Consider the following 18,754-nt stretch of genomic DNA (forward strand, 5'->3'; position numbering starts at 1 on the left):
GGTCTGGCGGCGGTTCCGACAGTGATAGCATCGAAACGTTCCCCGGATCTCGTCCTCTGGTAACCCGCGTCGTACGTGACCGGCCGCCGCAGAATGAGTAGACGACCCGAGAACGATCCAGCCCACCGTGCGCAGACGTCGTCGTACGCAGCGCGTGTGTGGCTCCAGCACCGTCCAGGTCACCTCGACCGGACGTCGGCCGATCCCCGAACCATCGGGTCCCGGCCACTGACGAGGGGAAGGGTCCTTCGTGACAGACATCATCGAGCCCGCCGTGAGCAACTCCGGTGGGTCCGCCCGCAGCGCCGGCATCTCGGCGCTCCGGCTGCCCGAGCTGCAGGCCATGGCCTCGCAGCTGGGCGTCAAGGGCACGTCCAAGATGCGCAAGGGCGACCTCGTCCAGGCCATCGCGGACGCTCGTGGCGGCTCGCGCCCGCAGGCGCTCGAGCCGCGCCGTGACCAGAGTGTCGCCGTGGCCGAGGAGCCGACGCGCAGCGCGCGCGCACCCCGGACCGAGGCCCCCCAGCTCGACCTCGGTGGCGACTCCGCCCCGGCGCAGCAGGACCGCGGGAGCAGGGCACCGCGCGGCGACGCGCTCGCCGGCCTCGAGGCCGCGCTGGACGCCAAGCTCGCTCCCGTCGAGCAGCGGGACGACCGTGCCGCGCGTGCGGCCGACGCCGTCGGCGTCGTGACCGGTGAGCGGCGCTCGCGCCGGGCCGGCCGCGGGGCGGGTGCACCGCAGGGCGACGAGGCCGACCGCGCGCAGAGCAACGGCCAGCAGGCCGACCGCCAGCAGGCCGACCGTGCGCAGGGTGACCGCCAGCAGGCGGACCGCCAGCAAGGTGACCGCCAGCAGGGTGACCGCCAGCAGGGCAGCCAGCAGCGCGACACCCGCCAGCAGGCCGCGAACCCGCCGCAGGGCGCCCCGCAGGGCACCCCACCGCGTCGCGAGCAGGACGAGGACGGACTCGACGAGCGCGGCGGCCGTCGTCGGCGCTCGCGCGACCGCTACCGGGACCGCGACCGTGACCGCAAGGGCCGCGGCACCCGCGGCCGCCCCGGTGCGGGCGAGCTCGCGGGCCTCGACGACATCGAGGTCAACGAGGACGACGTCCTGCTGCCCGTCGCGGGCATCCTCGACCTGATGGACAGCTACGCGTTCGTCCGCACCACGGGCTACCTGCCCAGCGCGAACGACGTCTACGTGTCCCTCAACCAGGTCAAGCGGTACGGCCTGCGCCGCGGTGACGCGGTGACCGGCGCCGTGCGCCAGCCGCGCGAGGGCGAGCAGCCGCAGGCGCAGGGCAACCGGCCCAGCAAGTTCAACGCGCTGGTCCGCCTCGACTCGGTCAACGGCCTCGAGCCCGACGGCGCCCGCGTGCGCCCCGAGTTCAACAAGCTGACGCCCCTCTACCCGCAGGAGCGCCTGCGCCTGGAGAGCGAGCAGGGCAAGCTGTCGCCGCGCGTGATCGACATCGTCGCGCCCATCGGCAAGGGCCAGCGCGGCCTCATCGTCGCGCCCCCCAAGGCGGGCAAGACGATCATCATGCAGCAGATCGCCAACGCCATCACGACCAACAACCCCGAGGTCCACCTCATGGTCGTGCTCGTCGACGAGCGCCCCGAAGAGGTCACGGACATGGAGCGGACGGTCAAGGGCGAGGTCATCGCCTCGACCTTCGACCGCCCCGCCTCCGACCACACGATCGTCGCCGAGCTCGCCATCGAGCGCGCCAAGCGGCTGGTCGAGCTGGGCCAGGACGTCGTCGTGCTGCTCGACTCCCTCACGCGTCTGTCGCGGGCCTACAACCTGGCCGCCCCGGCGTCCGGGCGCATCCTGTCCGGTGGTGTCGACGCCTCGGCGCTGTACCCGCCCAAGCGGTTCTTCGGCGCGGCCCGCAACATCGAGCACGGCGGCTCGCTGACCATCCTCGCCTCGGCGCTGGTGGAGACCGGCTCCAAGATGGACGAGGTCATCTTCGAGGAGTTCAAGGGCACCGGGAACATGGAGCTCCGGCTCTCCCGCGGTCTGGCGGACAAGCGCATCTTCCCGGCGGTCGACGTCAACGCGTCGGGCACCCGCCGCGAGGAGATCCTCATGCCGCACGACGAGCTGAAGATCATCTACAAGCTCCGCCGCGTGATGGGCGCGCTCGACCAGACGCAGGCCATCGAGCTGCTCATCGGCAAGCTCAAGGAGACCAAGTCGAACGTCGAGTTCCTGCTCCAGGTGCAGAAGACGACGCCCGGCAGCGACTGACCGTCTCTCGTCGTGCAGACGGCCTCGTCTCCCGCGCGGGAGGCGGGGCCGTCGCGTTCGAGAAGGAGGCTGCCTGAGGGACTCACGCGTGATGCTGCGTCTGAAGAGGCTCGCTGGCTGCCGTGGTCACCGGCGATGCGACGCGGCGGGGCCAGGTCCAGGCAAGCCGAAGGATGACGGCCAGCACGATCACCTCCAGGACGACGGCCAACCAGTAGAAGTACGTCCAGGACTCGCCCACCGCGTTGAACATCGCGTACGGGACCTGGACCGATGCCACGACGAGGTTCGTGACCCGGCTCGCGCGGGCCGGCAGCATGGCGGACAGCACCACCATCAGGATCGGGATGGCCATGAGCGCGAGGAAAGCGGTCAACAACGTCTGGGTGATGTCGAACTCGAAGACGACGCCGACGAGGATGTCGTCGATCTTGCCCGGCACGAAGAAGCCCAAGATGTCCACGTAGGCGTACAGGAACACGAAGCTCGTCCACGCTGCGACGAGCTTCGCTCTCACGGGTAGGCGCGAGTCGTCCAGCGCGGTGGTGGTGTCTCGGCGAATGCTCATCATGTGCTCCGTTGTCGTCGTGAGGCGTGGCTCCTCCACGATCACGGACCGCTGTGCTGGGCACACCGGCCCCAGAGCCTGACCTGTCCTGGCCGTTCGCTCAGTGGCCCTCTTGTGCTTTCGGCCGATACGCCGCTCACGGCGCATCCCTAGGCTGACCGGATGGTCACCAACGTGCTGCGCGCGCTGTGGGCCGAACCTCGACCGGCGAACCCTCCCGCCCGCGTCCCCCGGGACTGGGCGCTCATCGCCGTGCTGACCGTCTGGTCCGTCGCCGAAGCGGTGCTCCGTGACGGCCTTGCGCCGCTCTCGCTGGTCCTCGTCGCCGCGCTCGTGATCGTCGTCCCCCTGCTCTGGCGACGCACTCACCCGCTCCGGGCGGTCGTGGTCTCCTTCGGCGCGTTGACCGTGGTCGACCTCGTCAGGATCGGGACGGGCTCGGAGGGCGGTCTGCTGACGAGCACCGCGGCAGCGCTGGTCCTGGCCTACGCACTGTTCCGGTGGGGAGCCGGTCGTGAGGCAGTGATCGGGCTCGGCGTCATCCTCGTCTGGCTGGCCGTCACCAACGTGGCGGACCCGACCAGCCTGGCGGATGCGGTGGGCGCCTACGCCTTCTTCTTGTTCTCCGCGGCGCTCGGCGCTGCCATCCGGTACCACGCGAGCGCCCGCATCCGCGACATCGACGAAGCCAAGGCCCGGGAGCGCGAGCAGATTGCTCGCGAGCTCCACGACACCGTCGCCCACCACGTCTCCGGCATCGCCATCCAGGCTCAGGCGGGACGTGCGATAGCGGCTTCGGACCCCGAGCGTGCCGTCGAGGCCCTGGTCATCATCGAGGACGCCGCCACCCAGGCGCTCAGCGAGATGCGCACCATGGTGGGCGTCCTCCGCGCCTCGCAGGATGCGGAGTTCGCGCCGCAGCCCTCAGTGGCCGACCTCGAGCGGCTGACCAGCGGTCTCGAGGCGCGTCCTCATGTCCAGGTGACGCTCTCCGGGGAGCTCAGGGATCTCAGCCCGGCCGTCGGGGCCGCGATCTACCGCCTGGCCCAGGAATCGATCACGAACGCTCGTCGGCATGCTCGCCACGCGACGCGGGTCACCGTGGTTGTCGTCGGTAACGCCGAGGGCGTGCGGCTGACCGTCGACGACGATGGTGCGCCCAGCACGGCCGACGGCGGTACTGCGGGATACGGCCTGGTGGGGATGCAGGAACGCACCACGCTGCTCGGCGGGACGTTCCACGCAGGCCCGACCGCCGACCGTGGCTGGAGGGTCCAAGCAACGCTGCCCCGAACCGGGGCCGCACGATGAGCATCCGGGTACTGATCGCCGACGACCAGCACATCGTCCGCTCCGGTCTGACGATGCTCCTCGACGCCCAACCCGATATCGAGGTGGTCGGCGCGGCCGCGGACGGCCGCGAGGCGGTGCACCTCGCGCTCCAGCTCCGCCCGGACGTCGGCCTGTTCGACGTCCGAATGCCTCTGATGGACGGCATCGAAGCCACCCATCACCTTGCCGGACCCCACGTCACCGACCCTCTGCCCATCGTGGTGATCACCACCTTCGATCTCGATGAGTACGTCCACGAGGCACTCAAGGCCGGGGCCCGCGGGTTCTTGCTCAAGGACGCCGGTCCCGCTCTGCTGACCCAGGCGATCCGCGCCGCGGCTGACGGAGATGCGCTCATCGCTCCGAGCGTGACCGTCCGCCTCCTCGCAGCGTTCGCGCACTCACAGGCCGGCCCTGCACGGCAGCCCCTTGAGCCGCTCACGGCCCGTGAGGAGGAAGTTCTCCTCCCGGTGGCGCAGGGGCGCACCAACGACGAGATCGCCACTGAGCTCTACATCAGCACAAGCACCGTGAAGGCCCACCTGGCCAGCCTCATGAGGAAGCTCGGCGCCCGCAACCGCGTGGAGCTCGCCATGTGGGCTCATGAGACCCGGCGCATCTAGGACTCGGAGAGGCTTCCGGTGCCGTACCAACCCACGTGTGCGTGACGCGTCGCTCCGTGGTCGCCGACGGATCAGATGACGTATGACGACGGCCCCGCCTCCGTACGAAGGCGGGGCCGTCGTCGTCCCGCTACCGTGCACTCGTCCGCACTGGCGCGAGTCCGGGGAGTCGTTCGATGGCGAAGTCGTGGAGCACACCACCCCGGGAGGCCCTCCGGGTCCGGCCGGGTTTCGACCTGGCGAAGGCCGACCTGGCCGCGACACCCGGTTGGGAGCACGGCGAGACGGCGGCCGAGAAGCGGCTCCTGAAGGATGGGGAGCACCTCAGCGAGGAGCAGGAGCGGCTGTTCGCGGACGGCCGCTCGGGCGGCACGCGCTCGGTCCTCCTCGTCCTCCAGGGGATGGACACCTCGGGCAAGGGCGGGATCGTGCGGCACGTCCTGGGCATGGTGGATCCGCAGGGGGTGCAGCTGCGCTCGTTCGGGGTGCCGACCGAGAAGGAGCGGTCGCAGCACTACCTGCAGCGGATCCGTGAGGCGCTGCCGACGCCCGGGCGCATCGGGGTGTTCGACAGGTCGCACTACGAGGACGTGCTGGTGGTCCGCGTGAACGAGCTGGTGCCGCAGGAGGTCTGGGAGCCGCGGTACGACGAGATCAACGCGTTCGAGCGCGAGGTCGTCGACGCCGGGACCGTGATCGTCAAGGTGGCCCTGCTCGTCTCGCCCGAGGAGCAGAAGGCCCGGCTGCGCGAGCGGCTCGAGCGCCCGGACAAGTACTGGAAGTTCAACCCGGGCGACATCGACGAGCGCGCCAAGTGGCCCCTCTACCAGGAGGCGTACCAGGCGGTCCTGGACCGGACGAGCACGGAGCACGCGCCCTGGTACGCGGTGCCGGCGGACAACAAGTGGTACGCGCAGCTGGCGATCGGACGGCTGCTGCGCGAGACGCTCGAGGACCTGCACCTCGAGTGGCCGGCGGCGGACTTCGACATCGAGGCCGAGAAGGCGCGGCTGGACGCGCAGACGCTCTGAGCCCTCCGACGGGATGATTTCGGGCCCCGTCGCTGTTCTGGCACAATGGTTCGCTGGTCTGCGGTTCACCGGCGCCAGTCGCGCGTCCGGACCCGGAGACACCCACCCAAGGAGATAGTTCTGTGAAGGCTGACATCCACCCCGAGTACGTCCTGACCGAGGTCACCTGCACCTGTGGCAGCACCTTCGTCACGCGCTCGACGGTCACCAGCGGCAAGATCCACGCCGACGTCTGCAGCGCCTGCCACCCGTTCTACACGGGCAAGCAGAAGATCCTCGACACCGGCGGCCGCGTGGCCCGGTTCGAGGCGCGGTACGGCAAGAAGGCCGCCAACTAGCAACCCCGCAGCGCCGGTGCCCGGCGCGGACGACCGCCCTCCATGGCGGTGTCCGCGTGGGCACCGGCGCTGCGTCGTTGCCAGAGCCGATCGAGCCACCTGAGGACACCCGCATGAGCGAGGCATTCGCCGCCGCCGAACCGCTGCTCGCCGAGCACGCGCAGATCGAGGCGCAGCTGGCCGACCCCGCTGTGCACGCGGACGCCGCGCACGCGCGCAAGCTGGGCCGCCGGTACGCCGAGCTGGGCCGGGTCGCGCAGGCCTACACCGCCTGGAGGGCCGCGTCCGACGACGCCGAGGCTGCCGCCGAGCTGGCCGAGGTCGACGAGAGCTTCGCCGCCGAGCTGCCGAGCCTGCAGCAGGCCGCCGACGCCGCGTCCGCGCGCCTGCGCGAGGTGCTCATCCCGCGCGACCCCGACGACTCCCGCGACGTCATCCTCGAGGTCAAGGCGGGGGAGGGCGGCGAGGAGTCGGCGCTGTTCGCCGCCGACCTGCTGCGGATGTACACCCGGTACGCCGAGAAGATGGGGTGGGCGACGCAGCTGCTGGGCGCGACCGAGTCCGACCTGGGCGGCTACAAGGACGCGCAGCTGGCCATCAAGGCCCGCGGGACGGTCGCGCCGGAGGACGGCGTCTGGGCGCACCTGAAGTACGAGGGCGGTGTGCACCGCGTGCAGCGGGTGCCCGTCACGGAGTCGCAGGGCCGGATCCACACGTCGGCCGCGGGCGTCCTGGTGTTCCCCGAGGCGGAGGACGAGGCCGAGGTGGCGATCGACCCGAACGACCTGCGCATCGACGTGTACCGGTCGTCGGGTCCGGGTGGCCAGTCGGTCAACACCACCGACTCGGCCGTCCGCATCACGCACCTGCCCACCGGCATCGTCGTGTCGATGCAGAACGAGAAGTCGCAGCTGCAGAACCGCGAGGCCGGCATGCGCGTGCTGCGCGCCCGGATCCTGGCCGCCCGGCAGGAGGAGGCCGCCGCCGCCGCGAGCGTGGCCCGCCGGTCGCAGGTGCGCACGGTCGACCGCTCGGAGCGCATCCGGACGTACAACTTCCCGGAGAACCGCATCGCCGACCACCGCACCGGCTACAAGGCCTACAACCTGGACGCCGTGCTCGGCGGGGAGCTGTCGCCGGTCGTGCAGTCGGCGATCGACGCCGACGAGGCGGCCCGGTTGGCCGCGGCGGGGGAGGCATGACCGCCCCCGACCTGCGCGCGCTGGTGGAGGGGGCGACGACGATCCTCGCGGAGGCCGGCGTGCCCTCGCCGCGCCACGACGCCACCGCGCTGGCCGCCCACGTGCTGGGCCTGGACCGGCTCGAGCTGGTCCTTCCGCCGCCGGTGCCGGACGGGTTCGCGGAGCAGTTCGCCGGGCTGGTCGAGCGGCGGCGGAACCGTGAGCCGTTGCAGCACCTCGTCGGCACCACGGGCTTCCGGTATCTGACCCTCCTGGTCGAGCCCGGGGTGTTCGTGCCACGGCCCGAGACCGAGGTGGTGGCGCAGGTGGCGATCGACGAGGCCGCGCGGCTGACGGACCCGCTCGTCGTGGACCTGTGCTGCGGTGCGGGCGGGATCGCGCTGTCCGTCGCGACCGAGGTCCGCGCGGCCCGAGTGGTGGCCGTCGACCTCTCGCCCGAGGCCGTGGACCTGACCCGGCGCAACGCCGTCGCGGTCGGCGCGGACCTCCGGGTCGAGCACGGCGACGTCGCCGACCCGACGCTGCTGGGCGAGCTCGACGGCACCGTCGACGTCCTCGTCGCCAACCCGCCGTACATCCCGCCCGACGCCGAGCCGGTGGACCCCGAGGTGCGCGACCACGACCCCGACCTCGCCCTGTACGGCGGCGGTCTGGACGGGCTGGACGTCCCGCGTGACGTCCTGCGCGCCGCCGCTCGTCTGCTCGTCCCCGGCGGGCTGCTGGTGATGGAGCACGCCGAGGTGCAGGACGCGGCCGCGCGCGAGGCCGCCCTGGCCACGGGCGCGTTCGTCGACGTGGAGTCCCGCCCGGACCTGACCGGCCGCCCGCGGATGCTCGTCGCGCGGCGAGCCGCTCAGCCGCACGTGACAGACTCGGCGCCGTGAACGACCGGATCACCCCCGCGAGCGACCCGACCACCTGGGGCCCGGCGCTCGACGAGGCGGTCAACGTGCTGTCCCGCGGGGGCCTCGTCGTCCTGCCCACGGACACGGTCTACGGGATCGCCGCCGACGCCTTCACCCCGCCCGCCGTCCAGGCGCTCCTCGACGCCAAGGGCCGCGGCCGGCAGATGCCACCGCCCGTGCTGATCCCCGACGTGCGCACGCTCGACGGCCTGGCCACCGACGTGCCGGCGGGTGCCCGCGCGCTGGCCGAGGCGTTCTGGCCCGGCGGCCTCACGCTCATCGTCCGTGCGCAGCCGTCGCTCGCGTGGGACCTGGGGGAGACCCGCGGCACCGTCGCGCTCCGGGTGCCGGACCACGAGACCGCGCTGGCCCTGCTGCGCCGCACGGGACCGCTCGCGGTCTCCAGCGCGAACACGACGGGTTCGCCCGCCGCCGTCACCGCGCGGACCGCGTACGACCAGCTCGGCGACTCCGTGGCGGTCTACCTCGACGCCGGTGACGCCCCCGGCCAGGTGGCGTCGAGCATCGTCGACGCCACGGGAGCCACGCTGCGGCTCGTCCGCGTCGGCGCCCTGAGTCTGGAGCAGCTGAACGAGGTCACCCCGGTCGAGGGACCCACCGCGTGAGGGTATACCTGCTCGCGCTGCTGATCTCCGCCACGGTGGCCTACCTCATGACCCCGCTGGCCCGCTGGTGCGCGCTGCGCTGGGGGGCGATCACCGCCGTCCGGGACCGGGACGTGCACGCGATCCCCACGCCCCGGCTGGGCGGCATGGCGATGTTCGCGGGGATGCTCGTCGCGATCCTCATGGTCAGCTCGCTGCCCTTCCTCTCGGGGGTCTACGACAACATCCGTCCCCTGGTCGGCATCATGGGCGGCGCCGCGATCGTGTGCGCGCTCGGGATCGCCGACGACATCTGGGACCTCGACTGGCTCACCAAGCTCATGGGCCAGGTGCTGGCCGGCGGGTTCCTCGCGTGGCAGGGCGTGCTGCTCTACCAGCTGCCCACCGCGGGCATGCCGATCCTCGGGTCCACGCGGATGGCCACGTTCTTCACGGTGCTCACCGTCGTCATCGCCATGAACGCGGTGAACTTCGTCGACGGTCTCGACGGGCTCGCCGCGGGGGTGCTCGCGATCGGCGGCACCGCGTTCTTCCTCTACGCCTACCTGCTCACCGCCGGCGCCAACCCCGGTGCCTACGCCAACGCCAACCTGGCGGCGCTGGTGCTCGCGGTGCTCGTCGGCGCGTGCGTGGGGTTCCTGCCCCACAACGTGTACCCGGCGCGCATCTTCATGGGCGACTCGGGCGCGATGGTGCTCGGCTTCGTGTTCAGCGCCGCGGCCATCATCATCACCGGTCAGATCGACCCGGAGCAGGTGCTCGTGCGCCAGCGGTTCCCGGCGTTCCTGCCGATGCTCCTGCCGTTCGCGGTGCTCCTGCTCCCGCTGCTCGACATGGGGCTCGCGATCGTGCGCCGGGTCGGTGCCGGCAAGTCCCCGTTCCACCCCGACCGCATGCACCTGCACCACCGCATGCTCCAGCTCGGGCACTCGCACCGCCGCGCCGTCGCGATCATGTACGTCTGGACGGCGGTGTTCGCGTTCGGGGTCGCCGCCCTGGTCCGGTGGGAGACGACCGTCGTGCTGATCACGTTCGGCGCGGCCGTCGTCGTCGCCACCCTGCTGACGCTCGGACCGCTGCGCGGCCGGGCCGCCACCCCGCCCCTGGAGGCTCCGCTGTGACCGTGCCCGTCCCCACTCCGCCCCCCACCGCCTCCACGGCGGTCCTCCGTCAGGCCCTGCGCGACATGCTCGTGCTCCTCGGCATCCTCGCGGTGGTCGGCGTCGGCGTCGGCTACCTGGTGGACGGCCTGGCCGGGGTCTGGGGCGCGCTCCTCGGGGTGGGCATCGCACTGATCTTCTCGGGGACGACGGTGGTCTCGGTCCTGAAGACCGCGAACTCCGAGCCGACGATGATGATGGCCGTCATCATGGGTGCCTGGCTGGCCAAGCTCGTCGTCGTCATCGTCGTGCTGGTGATCCTGCGCCAGTACGACTTCTACAACCCGATGATGCTCTTCCTGGTGTCGGTCGCCGGGGTCATCGGGTCGGCCGTCCTGGACGCGCGAGCGGTGCAGCGCGGGCGGGTCGGGTACTTCCAGTCCTGATTCCGGCCGGGTCCGCAGGAGCCCCGCGCGGGTCGGGGGTGGACGCCTGCATGGGTTAGGCTTCCCCCATCCATGACGGCCCGGCGCCGTGCTCGTGCCCGCACTGATGCGGCACTCGGCGCACACGACCACAGGAGAACGCCCTGTTCAGCCTTGCGACGATCCTGCCGCTCGCCGCGGAAGACGGCGGGGCCGAGTTCCATGGCCCCACGATCGCCGACTTCTTCCCGCCCGCCATCTTCTTCGAGGGCACCCCGTTCGAGATCAACCGGATCATCTTGGTCCGGTTCGTCGCGGCCATCGCGATCCTGCTGATCTTCGTCATCGGCGCCCGCCGCGCCAAGCTGGTCCCCGGACGCTTCCAGAGCGTCCTCGAGATGGGGCTCGACTTCTGCCGCAACTCGATCTCCATCGAGATCCTCGGTGAGAAGGACGGCAAGAAGTACGCCTCGGTCATCACGACGATCTTCTTCGCGGTCCTGTTCTTCAACATCACCGGCGTGGTCCCGTTCCTCAACATCGCGGGAACCTCGGTGATCGGAATGCCGATCATCCTCGCCCTGTGGGTGTACGTCCTGTACCTGTCGGAGGGCGTCAAGAAGTTCGGTGTCGGCGGCTACCTCAAGCACAGCCTGTTCCCCCCGGGCGTCCCGAAGCCGATCTACCTCCTGCTCACCCCGGTCGAGATCCTGCAGGTCTTCATCCTGCGGCCCGCGACGCTGGTCATCCGGCTCCTGGCCAACATGATGGCCGGCCACCTCCTGCTCGCCCTGTGCTTCGCAGCGACCTCGTTCCTCTTCTTCGAGGCGTCGGGTGCGCTCCGGGGCTTCGGCGCTGTCACGTTCGTCGCCGGCTTCGGCTTCCTGCTGTTCGAGGTGTTCGTGGCCGCCCTGCAGGCGTACGTGTTCGCGATCCTCACGGCGGTGTACCTGCAGATGTCCGTCACCGAAGAGCACTGACCGACCGTCTCGACGCGGCGGGCTGATCCCCGGACCGTCGCCCCCCTCGGACGCGCCGCGCGGCGCGCAGATGAAAGGAACCACCCAGTGGAAATCACCGGACTCGCCCTCATCGGCTATGGCATCGCCACCATCGGCCCCGGCATCGGCCTCGGCTTCATGATCGGCAAGACGATCGAGGGCATGGCGCGCCAGCCCGAGATGGCCGGCCAGCTGCGCTCCACCATGTTCGTCGGCCTGGCCTTCATCGAGATCCTCGCCCTCCTGGCCATCGTCACCCCGTTCTTCCTGTGATCACCGCGCCGCTCGTCGCTGCCGCGCACAGCGCGGTGGTGGCTGCCGAGGAAGTCGAGGAGGTCAACCCCCTCCTCCCGCACGCCTACGACCTCATCTGGTCGTCGGTGATCGTGGCGATCATCGCCGTCGTGTTCATCAAGTACGTGCTGCCGAAGTTCCAGGTGGTCCTCGACGAGCGCGCGGAGAAGATCGAGGGCGGGCTGCGGCACGCCGAGACCGCCCAGGCCGAGGCCGCCGAGCTGCGCGCGGAGTACGAGCAGCAGCTCGCCGACGCCCGCACGGAGGCAGCCCGCATCAAGGAGGCCGCCCGCGCCGAGGGTGGTGCCATCGTCACGGAGCTCAAGGCGAAGGCGGCCGCCGAGGCGGCACGCACGGTCGAGACGGCCCAGCGCCAGATCGAGGCCGAGCGTCAGCAGGCGGCGGTCTCGCTGCGCAACGACGTCGGTGCTCTCGCCACCGAGCTGGCCTCCAAGATCGTCGGCGAGTCCCTCGAGGACACCGCCCGTCAGTCGCGGGTGGTCGACAGGTTCCTCGCGGAGCTCGAGGCGTCGACGTCTGCGACCACGAGCGCCGGCAAGGAGAACTGATGCGCGGCACGAGCCTGGCGTCGCTCCGTGCGACACAGCTCCGGTTCGAGCCGGTGCTCGCCTCGGTGGGCACCCAGGCGCTCACGCTCGGCGAGCAGCTGTTCGCCGTCGTCGACGCGCTGGACTCCTCGGGCTCGCTGCGGCGCACCCTGTCCGACCCCGCGGTCGATGGCGGCGCCAAGGCGGGGCTGGTGGAGGGCGTGCTCGGCCGGCTCGACCCCCGCGTCGTCGACGTGGTGTCCGGGCTCGTGCAGGAACGCTGGTCCTCGGCCGACGACCTCATCGAGGCCGTCGAGCACCTGGGCTTCGACGCCGTGCTGGCGTCGGCGCAGGCCGGCAACGAGCTCGTGCGGGTCGAGGACGAGCTGTTCCGCATCACGCGGTCGCTCGTCGGCCAGCGCGAGGTGCGTCAGGCGCTGTTCGACCCGCGGGTCCCCGGCGACAAGCGGGCGGTCCTCGCGGAGAACCTGCTGCGCGGCAAGGTGGCCGACGCCACCCTCGCGGTGGCGAAGCGGGCTGCTGCCGCACCCCGCGGTCGGCGCTTCGTCGCGACGCTCGGCCTCGTCGGCGATCTCGCCGCCGCACGGCGCGAGCGCCTCGTGGCGGCTGTGACCTCGGGCAGCGAGCTCTCGCAGGCGCAGCTCGACCGCCTCGGCGGCATCCTGCAGCAGGCCTACGGGCAGGAGCTGCAGCTGAACGTGACCGTGGACCCCGAGATCCTCGGGGGACTGCGCATCCAGGTGGGCGCGGACGTGGTCGACTCGACCGTGCTCGCCCGGCTCGCCGACGCACGACGACGACTTGCCAGCTGAGTATCGGCCCCAGGCCGGCCCCTTGAACGACGTGCACGAACGTACGACCGCCCGACCGGCGGTCACGACAGGAGAAGAGCAATGGCTGAGCTGACGATCCGGCCGGACGAGATCCGGGCCGCGCTGGACAGCTTCGTGAAGTCCTACGAGCCGACCGGCGTCGCCTCCGAAGAGGTGGGTCGGGTCACCCTGACCGCCGACGGCATCGCGCAGGTCGAGGGCCTCCCGGGCGCGATGGCCAACGAGCTGCTGCGGTTCGAGGACGGCACGCTCGGCCTGGCGCTCAACCTCGACGTCCGCGAGATCGGCGTCGTCGTCCTGGGTGAGTTCACGGGCATCGAGGAGGGCCAGGAGGTCCGCCGCACGGGCGAGGTCCTCTCGGTCCCGATCGGTGACGGCTACCTCGGCCGCGTCGTCGACCCGCTGGGCACGCCGATCGACGGCCTGGGCGAGCTGGAGACCGAGGGCCGCCGCGCCCTCGAGCTGCAGGCCCCGGGCGTCATGGCGCGCAAGAGCGTCGACGAGCCGCTGCAGACCGGCCTCAAGGCCATCGACGCGATGATCCCGATCGGCCGTGGCCAGCGCCAGCTGATCATCGGTGACCGCCAGACGGGCAAGACGGCGATCGCGATCGACACGATCATCAACCAGAAGGCCAACTGGGAGTCGGGCGACGAGACCAAGCAGGTCCGCTGCATCTACGTCGCCATCGGTCAGAAGGGCTCCACCATCGCCGCCATCCGCGGCGCCCTGGAGGAGGCCGGCGCGCTCGAGTACACGACCATCGTCGCGGCCCCCGCGTCGGACCCGGCCGGCTTCAAGTACCTCGCGCCCTACACCGGCTCGGCCATCGGCCAGCACTGGATGTACCAGGGCAAGCACGTCCTCATCGTGTTCGACGACCTGTCCAAGCAGGCCGAGGCCTACCGTGCCGTGTCGCTGCTCCTGCGCCGCCCGCCGGGCCGCGAGGCGTACCCCGGTGACGTGTTCTACCTGCACTCCCGTCTGCTCGAGCGTTGTGCCAAGCTCTCGGACGAGCTGGGCGGCGGCTCGATGACGGGCCTGCCGGTCATCGAGACCAAGGCCAACGACGTGTCGGCGTACATCCCGACCAACGTCATCTCCATCACGGACGGTCAGATCTTCCTGCAGTCCGACCTGTTCAACGCGGACCAGCGCCCGGCCGTCGACGTCGGCATCTCGGTGTCCCGCGTCGGTGGTGCCGCGCAGGTCAAGGCCATGAAGAAGGTCTCCGGCACGCTGAAGCTGGACCTCGCGCAGTTCCGGTCCCTCGAGGCGTTCGCGATGTTCGCGTCCGACCTCGACGCCGCCTCGCGCGCGCAGCTGACCCGTGGCGCCCGGCTCATGGAGCTGCTCAAGCAGGCGCAGTACACGCCGTACCCGGTCGAGGATCAGGTCGCGTCGATCTGGGCCGGCACCAAGGGCAAGCTGGACGACGTCCCGATCGCCGACGTGCGCCGGTTCGAGACCGAGCTGCTCGACCACCTGCGTCGCAACACGGACGTCCTGTCGACCATCGCGTCGTCGGGCAAGCTCGAGGACGACACCGAGAAGGCTCTCGGGGACGCGATCGACGAGTTCCGCAACGGCTTCCTGGTGGGCGACGGAACGACGCTGGTCGGCTCGTCCGACGACGGCGCCGAGGTCGAGGTCGAGCAGGAGCAGATCGTCCGGCAGAAGAAGGGCTGACGTGGCAGGTCAGCAGCGCGTCTACCGGCAGCGGATCCGGTCGACAGAGTCGCTGAAGAAGATCTTCCGTGCGATGGAGCTCATCGCTGCCTCGCGCATCGGCAAGGCGCGGGACCGGGTGACGGCGGCGACGCCGTACTCCCGGGCGCTGACCCGTGCGGTGTCGGCCGTGGCCACGCACTCGAACGTGACGCACCCGCTCGTGACCGAGCGGAGCGACACCAACCGGGTCGCGGTCCTGGTCGTCACGTCCGACCGCGGCATGGCGGGCGCCTACTCGGCGAGCGCGATCCGGGAGGCCGAGCGCCTCATCGGTCGCCTGACCGAGGCGGGCAAGGAGCCGGTCGTGTACGCGACCGGACGCCGGGCCGTCTCGTACTACTCGTTCCGCGGGCGCGAGCTCGCGGGTGAGTGGACGGGGAACTCGGACGCGCCGTCGGTCGAGGTCGCCGCCGAGATCGCAGACACGCTGCTGGCGGCGTTCGAGGCGCCGGCGGACCAGGGTGGCGTCTCCGAGCTGCACGTCGTGTTCACGCACTTCCGGAACATGGTGTCGCAGACCCCTCGGGTCATCCGGCTGCTGCCGCTCGAGATCGTCGAGGGCGTCGAGGCGCGCGACGAGAACGAGATCCCGCCCCTGTACGAGTTCGAGCCGTCCCCGGAAGCCGTGCTCGACGCGCTGCTGCCGATGTACGTGCGCAGCCGCATCTACACCTGCCTCCTGCAGGCGGCGGCCTCCGAGCTCGCCGCCCGGCAGCGCGCGATGCACACCGCGACCGAGAACGCCGAGGACCTGGTGCGCATGTACACCCGGCTCGCCAACCAGGCCCGCCAGGCCGAGATCACCCAAGAGATCAGCGAGATCGTGTCGGGTGCCGACGCGCTCGCCTCCTGACGACTACGTCCCCACAGACGAACCGGAGAAACACCATGACTGCTACCACCACCGAAGCTGCCGTCGAGCACGCGTCGGGTCCTGGCGTGGGTCGGGTCGCGCGGGTCATCGGCCCCGTCGTCGACATCGAGTTCCCGTCCGACCAGATCCCCGAGATCTACAACGCGCTCAAGGTCGACATCGACCTGTCGGCGCAGGGCGAGGGCGAGGCCGCGGGCGTCACGACGATGACGCTCGAGGTCGCGCAGCACCTCGGCGACTCGCTCATCCGCGCCATCGCGCTCAAGCCGACCGACGGCCTGGTCCGCGGCGCGCTCGTGCGCGACACCGGCGAGGCGATCAGCGTGCCCGTCGGCGACATCACCAAGGGTCACGTCTTCAACGTCATCGGCGAGGTGCTGAACCTCAAGGAGGGCGAGAAGCTCGAGATCACCGAGCGCTGGCCCATCCACCGCAAGCCCCCGGCCTTCGACCAGCTCGAGAGCAAGACCGAGATGTTCGAGACCGGCATCAAGGTCATCGACCTGCTGACGCCGTACGTGCTCGGCGGGAAGATCGGTCTGTTCGGTGGTGCGGGCGTCGGCAAGACGGTCCTCATCCAGGAGATGATCCAGCGCGTCGCCCTCAACCACGGTGGTGTGTCGGTGTTCGCCGGTGTCGGCGAGCGCACCCGTGAGGGCAACGACCTCATCGTCGAGATGGAGGAGGCCGGCGTCTTCGACAAGACGGCGCTCGTCTTCGGCCAGATGGACGAGCCGCCGGGCACGCGTCTGCGCGTCGCCCTGTCGGCCCTGACGATGGCGGAGTACTTCCGCGACGTGCAGAAGCAGGACGTGCTGCTCTTCATCGACAACATCTTCCGGTTTACCCAGGCCGGCTCCGAGGTGTCGACGCTGCTCGGCCGCATGCCGTCCGCCGTCGGCTACCAGCCGAACCTCGCCGACGAGATGGGCCTCCTGCAGGAGCGCATCACCTCGACGCGTGGTCACTCGATCACCTCGCTGCAGGCGATCTACGTGCCCGCCGACGACTACACCGACCCCGCACCGGCCACGACGTTCGCCCACCTCGACGCGACAACGGCACTGTCGCGCGAGATCGCGTCGCGCGGTCTGTACCCGGCTGTGGACCCGCTGACGTCGACCAGCCGCATCCTCGACCCCCGCTACGTCGGCCAGGCGCACTACGACGCCGCGACGCGCGTGAAGTCGATCCTGCAGCGCAACAAGGAGCTCCAGGACATCATCGCGATCCTCGGCGTCGACGAGCTGTCGGAGGAGGACAAGACGGTCGTCGCACGCGCCCGTCGCATCCAGCAGTTCCTCTCGCAGAACACGTACATGGCCGAGAAGTTCACCGGTGTCGTCGGCTCGACGGTCCCGCTCACGGAGACGGTCGAGGCCTTCGGCAAGATCGCCGACGGCGAGTTCGACCACATCGCCGAGCAGGCCTTCTTCAACATCGGTGGCCTCGAGGACCTCGAGCGCAACTGGGCCCGCATCCAGAAGGACTACGGCGTCTGACCGCCTCGGCCAACGCAGGGGCGTCCACCACGGACGCCCCTGCGTACCCGTAGTCCCGCACAACATCGAAGGAGGGTCCCGTGGCAGACATCGAGGTCGAGCTCGTCGCCACCGCCGGCAAGCTCTGGTCCGGCACCGCCCGCATGGTCTCGGCCAAGGCCGGAGACGGCGAGATCGGCATCCTGGCCGGTCACGAGCCGATCCTGTCCGTGCTCCAGCCGGGTGAGGTCCGCGTGTTCCCCGTGGACGGCGGCGAGCCCAAGCGCTGGCAGGTCGAGGGCGGGTTCATCTCCTTCGACTCGAACCACCTGACCATCGTCGCCGACAAGGTCGTGGAGGGCGCACGCCCCGCGACCTCGCCGGCCACGCACTGAGGGCGCCGGGACGGTGAGCGGACACGGCGTCGCACTCGCGTGTGTGGTCGTCGTCCTGCTGCTCGCCGTCGCCTTCGTCTGGGCCTCGCGGGTCCATACGCTCAACCGCCGGGTCGGGTCGTTCGCGTGCTCGCTCGGCCGCACCGCCCAGGGGCCGTGGTCCTCGGGCGTCGCCCAGTACGGGGCCGACCGCCTCTACTGGTGGCGCTACCGCTCGCTCTCGGCGCGGCCCCGCGCCCGCTGGCAGCGCGTCGGCCTCACGGTCGTGGAGCGCAGCGAGCGGCACGGCGGCCAGGTCTTGGTGACCTGTCGCCCGGGCTCGGCCCTTGAGCCGGTCCACCTGCTGATGAGCGCCGAGGCCTACGCCGGTCTCACGTCATGGATCGAGGCCACGCCGTCGCGCGTGGGCTCGGTCATCTGAGCCTCACACCCGGAAGCGAGCTCATGCGCCTCGTCGTCGCGTCCTGCTCCGCTCGGTACAGCGGCCGTCTGAACGCCCACCTGCCGCTGGCCACGCGCCTGCTCGTCGTGAAGGCGGACGGCAGCGTGCTGCTGCACTCGGACGGCGGCTCGTACAAGCCCCTGAACTGGATGAGCCCGCCGTGCACGCTCGCGGTCTCCGAGCCGTCCGAGGAGGCCCGTGCCGCCGGCGTCACGGCCGTGTGGACCGTCCAGCACCAGAAGTCCGACGACCGCCTCGAGATCGACCTGTACGGCGTGCAGCACGACTCCGCGCACGAGCTGGGTGTCGACCCGGGGCTGGTCAAGGACGGCGTCGAGGCCCACCTGCAGGAGCTGCTGGCCGCGCAGATCCTGCTGCTCGGCACGGGGCACACGCTGGTCCGTCGCGAGTACCCGACGGCCATCGGACCGGTCGACATCCTGGCCAAGGATCCCGCCGGCGGCACCGTCGCCGTCGAGATCAAGCGCCGTGGGGACATCGACGGCGTGGAGCAGCTGACCCGGTACCTGGAGCTGCTCAACCGCGACCCGCACCTGGCGCCGGTGCGCGGGGTGTTCGCCGCCCAGGAGATCAAGCCGCAGGCCCGCGTGCTGGCCACCGACCGGGGCATCGGCTGCTTGGTGCTCGACTACGACGCCATGCGAGGCGTCGACGACAGCGGCTCACGCCTCTTCTAGCCCGACCACGTCACATCCTGGTGCTC

21 protein-coding genes are annotated in these 18,754 nt (G+C 70.8%); 20 read left to right on the forward strand and 1 reads right to left on the reverse strand.

Translation table 11 applies throughout. The features are described 5' to 3' along the window. Positions 1 to 250 precede the first annotated feature (250 nt). Complete coding sequence (gene rho, locus AC1DXT_RS05770; RefSeq protein WP_477060384.1) at positions 251 to 2,260, forward strand: transcription termination factor Rho; 2,010 nt, start codon at positions 251 to 253, stop codon at positions 2,258 to 2,260. An 82-nt stretch (positions 2,261 to 2,342) separates the two neighbouring features. Here the strand turns inward: rho and AC1DXT_RS05775 are convergent, their stop codons facing one another. Then, positions 2,343 to 2,828 carry a DUF6326 family protein gene (locus tag AC1DXT_RS05775; protein WP_477060385.1) on the reverse strand — a complete coding sequence of 162 codons (486 nt, stop codon included), beginning with the start codon at positions 2,826 to 2,828 and terminating at the stop codon, positions 2,343 to 2,345. A gap of 162 nt (positions 2,829 to 2,990) precedes the next feature. Here AC1DXT_RS05775 and AC1DXT_RS05780 point away from each other — a divergent pair, with 162 nt between their 5' ends. The 19 genes from AC1DXT_RS05780 to nucS all read left to right on the forward strand — a co-directional run bounded on the left by AC1DXT_RS05780 (position 2,991) and on the right by nucS (position 18,728). Next, the gene (locus tag AC1DXT_RS05780; RefSeq protein WP_477060386.1) at positions 2,991 to 4,139 is read left to right on the forward strand and encodes a sensor histidine kinase; all 1,149 of its coding nucleotides are present in this window, start codon (positions 2,991 to 2,993) and stop codon (positions 4,137 to 4,139) included. After that, a complete protein-coding gene (locus tag AC1DXT_RS05785) occupies positions 4,136 to 4,783 on the forward strand; it encodes a response regulator (protein ID WP_477060387.1) in 648 nt (215 codons plus the stop codon). The genes AC1DXT_RS05780 and AC1DXT_RS05785 overlap by 4 nt, the downstream gene beginning before the upstream one ends. A 176-nt stretch (positions 4,784 to 4,959) precedes the next feature. After that, positions 4,960 to 5,814: a PPK2 family polyphosphate kinase gene (locus AC1DXT_RS05790; RefSeq protein ID WP_477060388.1), complete on the forward strand. Its 855-nt coding sequence runs from the start codon at positions 4,960 to 4,962 to the stop codon at positions 5,812 to 5,814. 122 nt (positions 5,815 to 5,936) lie between these two features. Continuing rightward, entirely contained in the window at positions 5,937 to 6,152 is a 216-nt protein-coding gene (gene rpmE, locus AC1DXT_RS05795) for a 50S ribosomal protein L31 (protein WP_056096298.1), read from the forward strand. 113 nt (positions 6,153 to 6,265) lie between these two features. Continuing rightward, positions 6,266 to 7,354, forward strand: coding sequence for a peptide chain release factor 1 (prfA, locus tag AC1DXT_RS05800; RefSeq protein ID WP_477060389.1), 1,089 nt, complete (start codon positions 6,266 to 6,268; stop codon positions 7,352 to 7,354). Beyond that, the gene (gene prmC, locus AC1DXT_RS05805; protein ID WP_477060390.1) at positions 7,351 to 8,238 is read left to right on the forward strand and encodes a peptide chain release factor N(5)-glutamine methyltransferase; all 888 of its coding nucleotides are present in this window, start codon (positions 7,351 to 7,353) and stop codon (positions 8,236 to 8,238) included. Before prfA ends, prmC begins: the two co-directional genes overlap by 4 nt. Beyond that, the gene (locus tag AC1DXT_RS05810) at positions 8,235 to 8,885 is read left to right on the forward strand and encodes an L-threonylcarbamoyladenylate synthase (RefSeq protein ID WP_477060391.1); all 651 of its coding nucleotides are present in this window, start codon (positions 8,235 to 8,237) and stop codon (positions 8,883 to 8,885) included. Before prmC ends, AC1DXT_RS05810 begins: the two co-directional genes overlap by 4 nt. Next, positions 8,882 to 10,006: a glycosyltransferase family 4 protein gene (locus AC1DXT_RS05815; protein WP_477060392.1), complete on the forward strand. Its 1,125-nt coding sequence runs from the start codon at positions 8,882 to 8,884 to the stop codon at positions 10,004 to 10,006. Before AC1DXT_RS05810 ends, AC1DXT_RS05815 begins: the two co-directional genes overlap by 4 nt. Continuing rightward, positions 10,003 to 10,431 carry a hypothetical protein gene (locus tag AC1DXT_RS05820; RefSeq protein WP_477060393.1) on the forward strand — a complete coding sequence of 143 codons (429 nt, stop codon included), beginning with the start codon at positions 10,003 to 10,005 and terminating at the stop codon, positions 10,429 to 10,431. The genes AC1DXT_RS05815 and AC1DXT_RS05820 overlap by 4 nt, the downstream gene beginning before the upstream one ends. 278 nt (positions 10,432 to 10,709) lie before the next feature. Next, complete coding sequence (gene atpB, locus AC1DXT_RS05825) at positions 10,710 to 11,390, forward strand: F0F1 ATP synthase subunit A (protein WP_477060394.1); 681 nt, start codon at positions 10,710 to 10,712, stop codon at positions 11,388 to 11,390. An 87-nt stretch (positions 11,391 to 11,477) separates the two neighbouring features. Continuing rightward, a complete protein-coding gene (atpE, locus tag AC1DXT_RS05830) occupies positions 11,478 to 11,684 on the forward strand; it encodes an ATP synthase F0 subunit C (protein ID WP_056096321.1) in 207 nt (68 codons plus the stop codon). Further along, positions 11,681 to 12,274: a F0F1 ATP synthase subunit B gene (locus tag AC1DXT_RS05835; RefSeq protein WP_477060395.1), complete on the forward strand. Its 594-nt coding sequence runs from the start codon at positions 11,681 to 11,683 to the stop codon at positions 12,272 to 12,274. Before atpE ends, AC1DXT_RS05835 begins: the two co-directional genes overlap by 4 nt. Further along, a complete protein-coding gene (locus AC1DXT_RS05840) occupies positions 12,274 to 13,086 on the forward strand; it encodes a F0F1 ATP synthase subunit delta (RefSeq protein WP_477060396.1) in 813 nt (270 codons plus the stop codon). The genes AC1DXT_RS05835 and AC1DXT_RS05840 overlap by 1 nt, the downstream gene beginning before the upstream one ends. A gap of 81 nt (positions 13,087 to 13,167) precedes the next feature. Beyond that, a complete protein-coding gene (gene atpA, locus AC1DXT_RS05845; protein WP_477060397.1) occupies positions 13,168 to 14,796 on the forward strand; it encodes a F0F1 ATP synthase subunit alpha in 1,629 nt (542 codons plus the stop codon). Position 14,797: 1 nt separating this feature from the next. Continuing rightward, positions 14,798 to 15,691: a F0F1 ATP synthase subunit gamma gene (locus AC1DXT_RS05850; protein ID WP_056096331.1), complete on the forward strand. Its 894-nt coding sequence runs from the start codon at positions 14,798 to 14,800 to the stop codon at positions 15,689 to 15,691. Between the two features lie 35 nt (positions 15,692 to 15,726). Then, entirely contained in the window at positions 15,727 to 17,214 is a 1,488-nt protein-coding gene (gene atpD / locus AC1DXT_RS05855; RefSeq protein ID WP_056096334.1) for a F0F1 ATP synthase subunit beta, read from the forward strand. An 80-nt stretch (positions 17,215 to 17,294) separates the two neighbouring features. Next, positions 17,295 to 17,588 carry a F0F1 ATP synthase subunit epsilon gene (locus AC1DXT_RS05860; RefSeq protein ID WP_477060398.1) on the forward strand — a complete coding sequence of 98 codons (294 nt, stop codon included), beginning with the start codon at positions 17,295 to 17,297 and terminating at the stop codon, positions 17,586 to 17,588. Positions 17,589 to 17,631: 43 nt separating this feature from the next. Beyond that, on the forward strand, positions 17,632 to 18,009 hold the full coding sequence (locus tag AC1DXT_RS05865) for a DUF2550 family protein (RefSeq protein ID WP_477060399.1): 378 nt from the start codon (positions 17,632 to 17,634) through the stop codon (positions 18,007 to 18,009). A gap of 23 nt (positions 18,010 to 18,032) precedes the next feature. After that, positions 18,033 to 18,728: an endonuclease NucS gene (gene nucS / locus AC1DXT_RS05870; RefSeq protein ID WP_056096343.1), complete on the forward strand. Its 696-nt coding sequence runs from the start codon at positions 18,033 to 18,035 to the stop codon at positions 18,726 to 18,728. The last annotated feature ends 26 nt before the right edge of the window (positions 18,729 to 18,754 follow it).

Source organism: Cellulomonas sp. P1_G12_2, assembly GCF_056405535.1.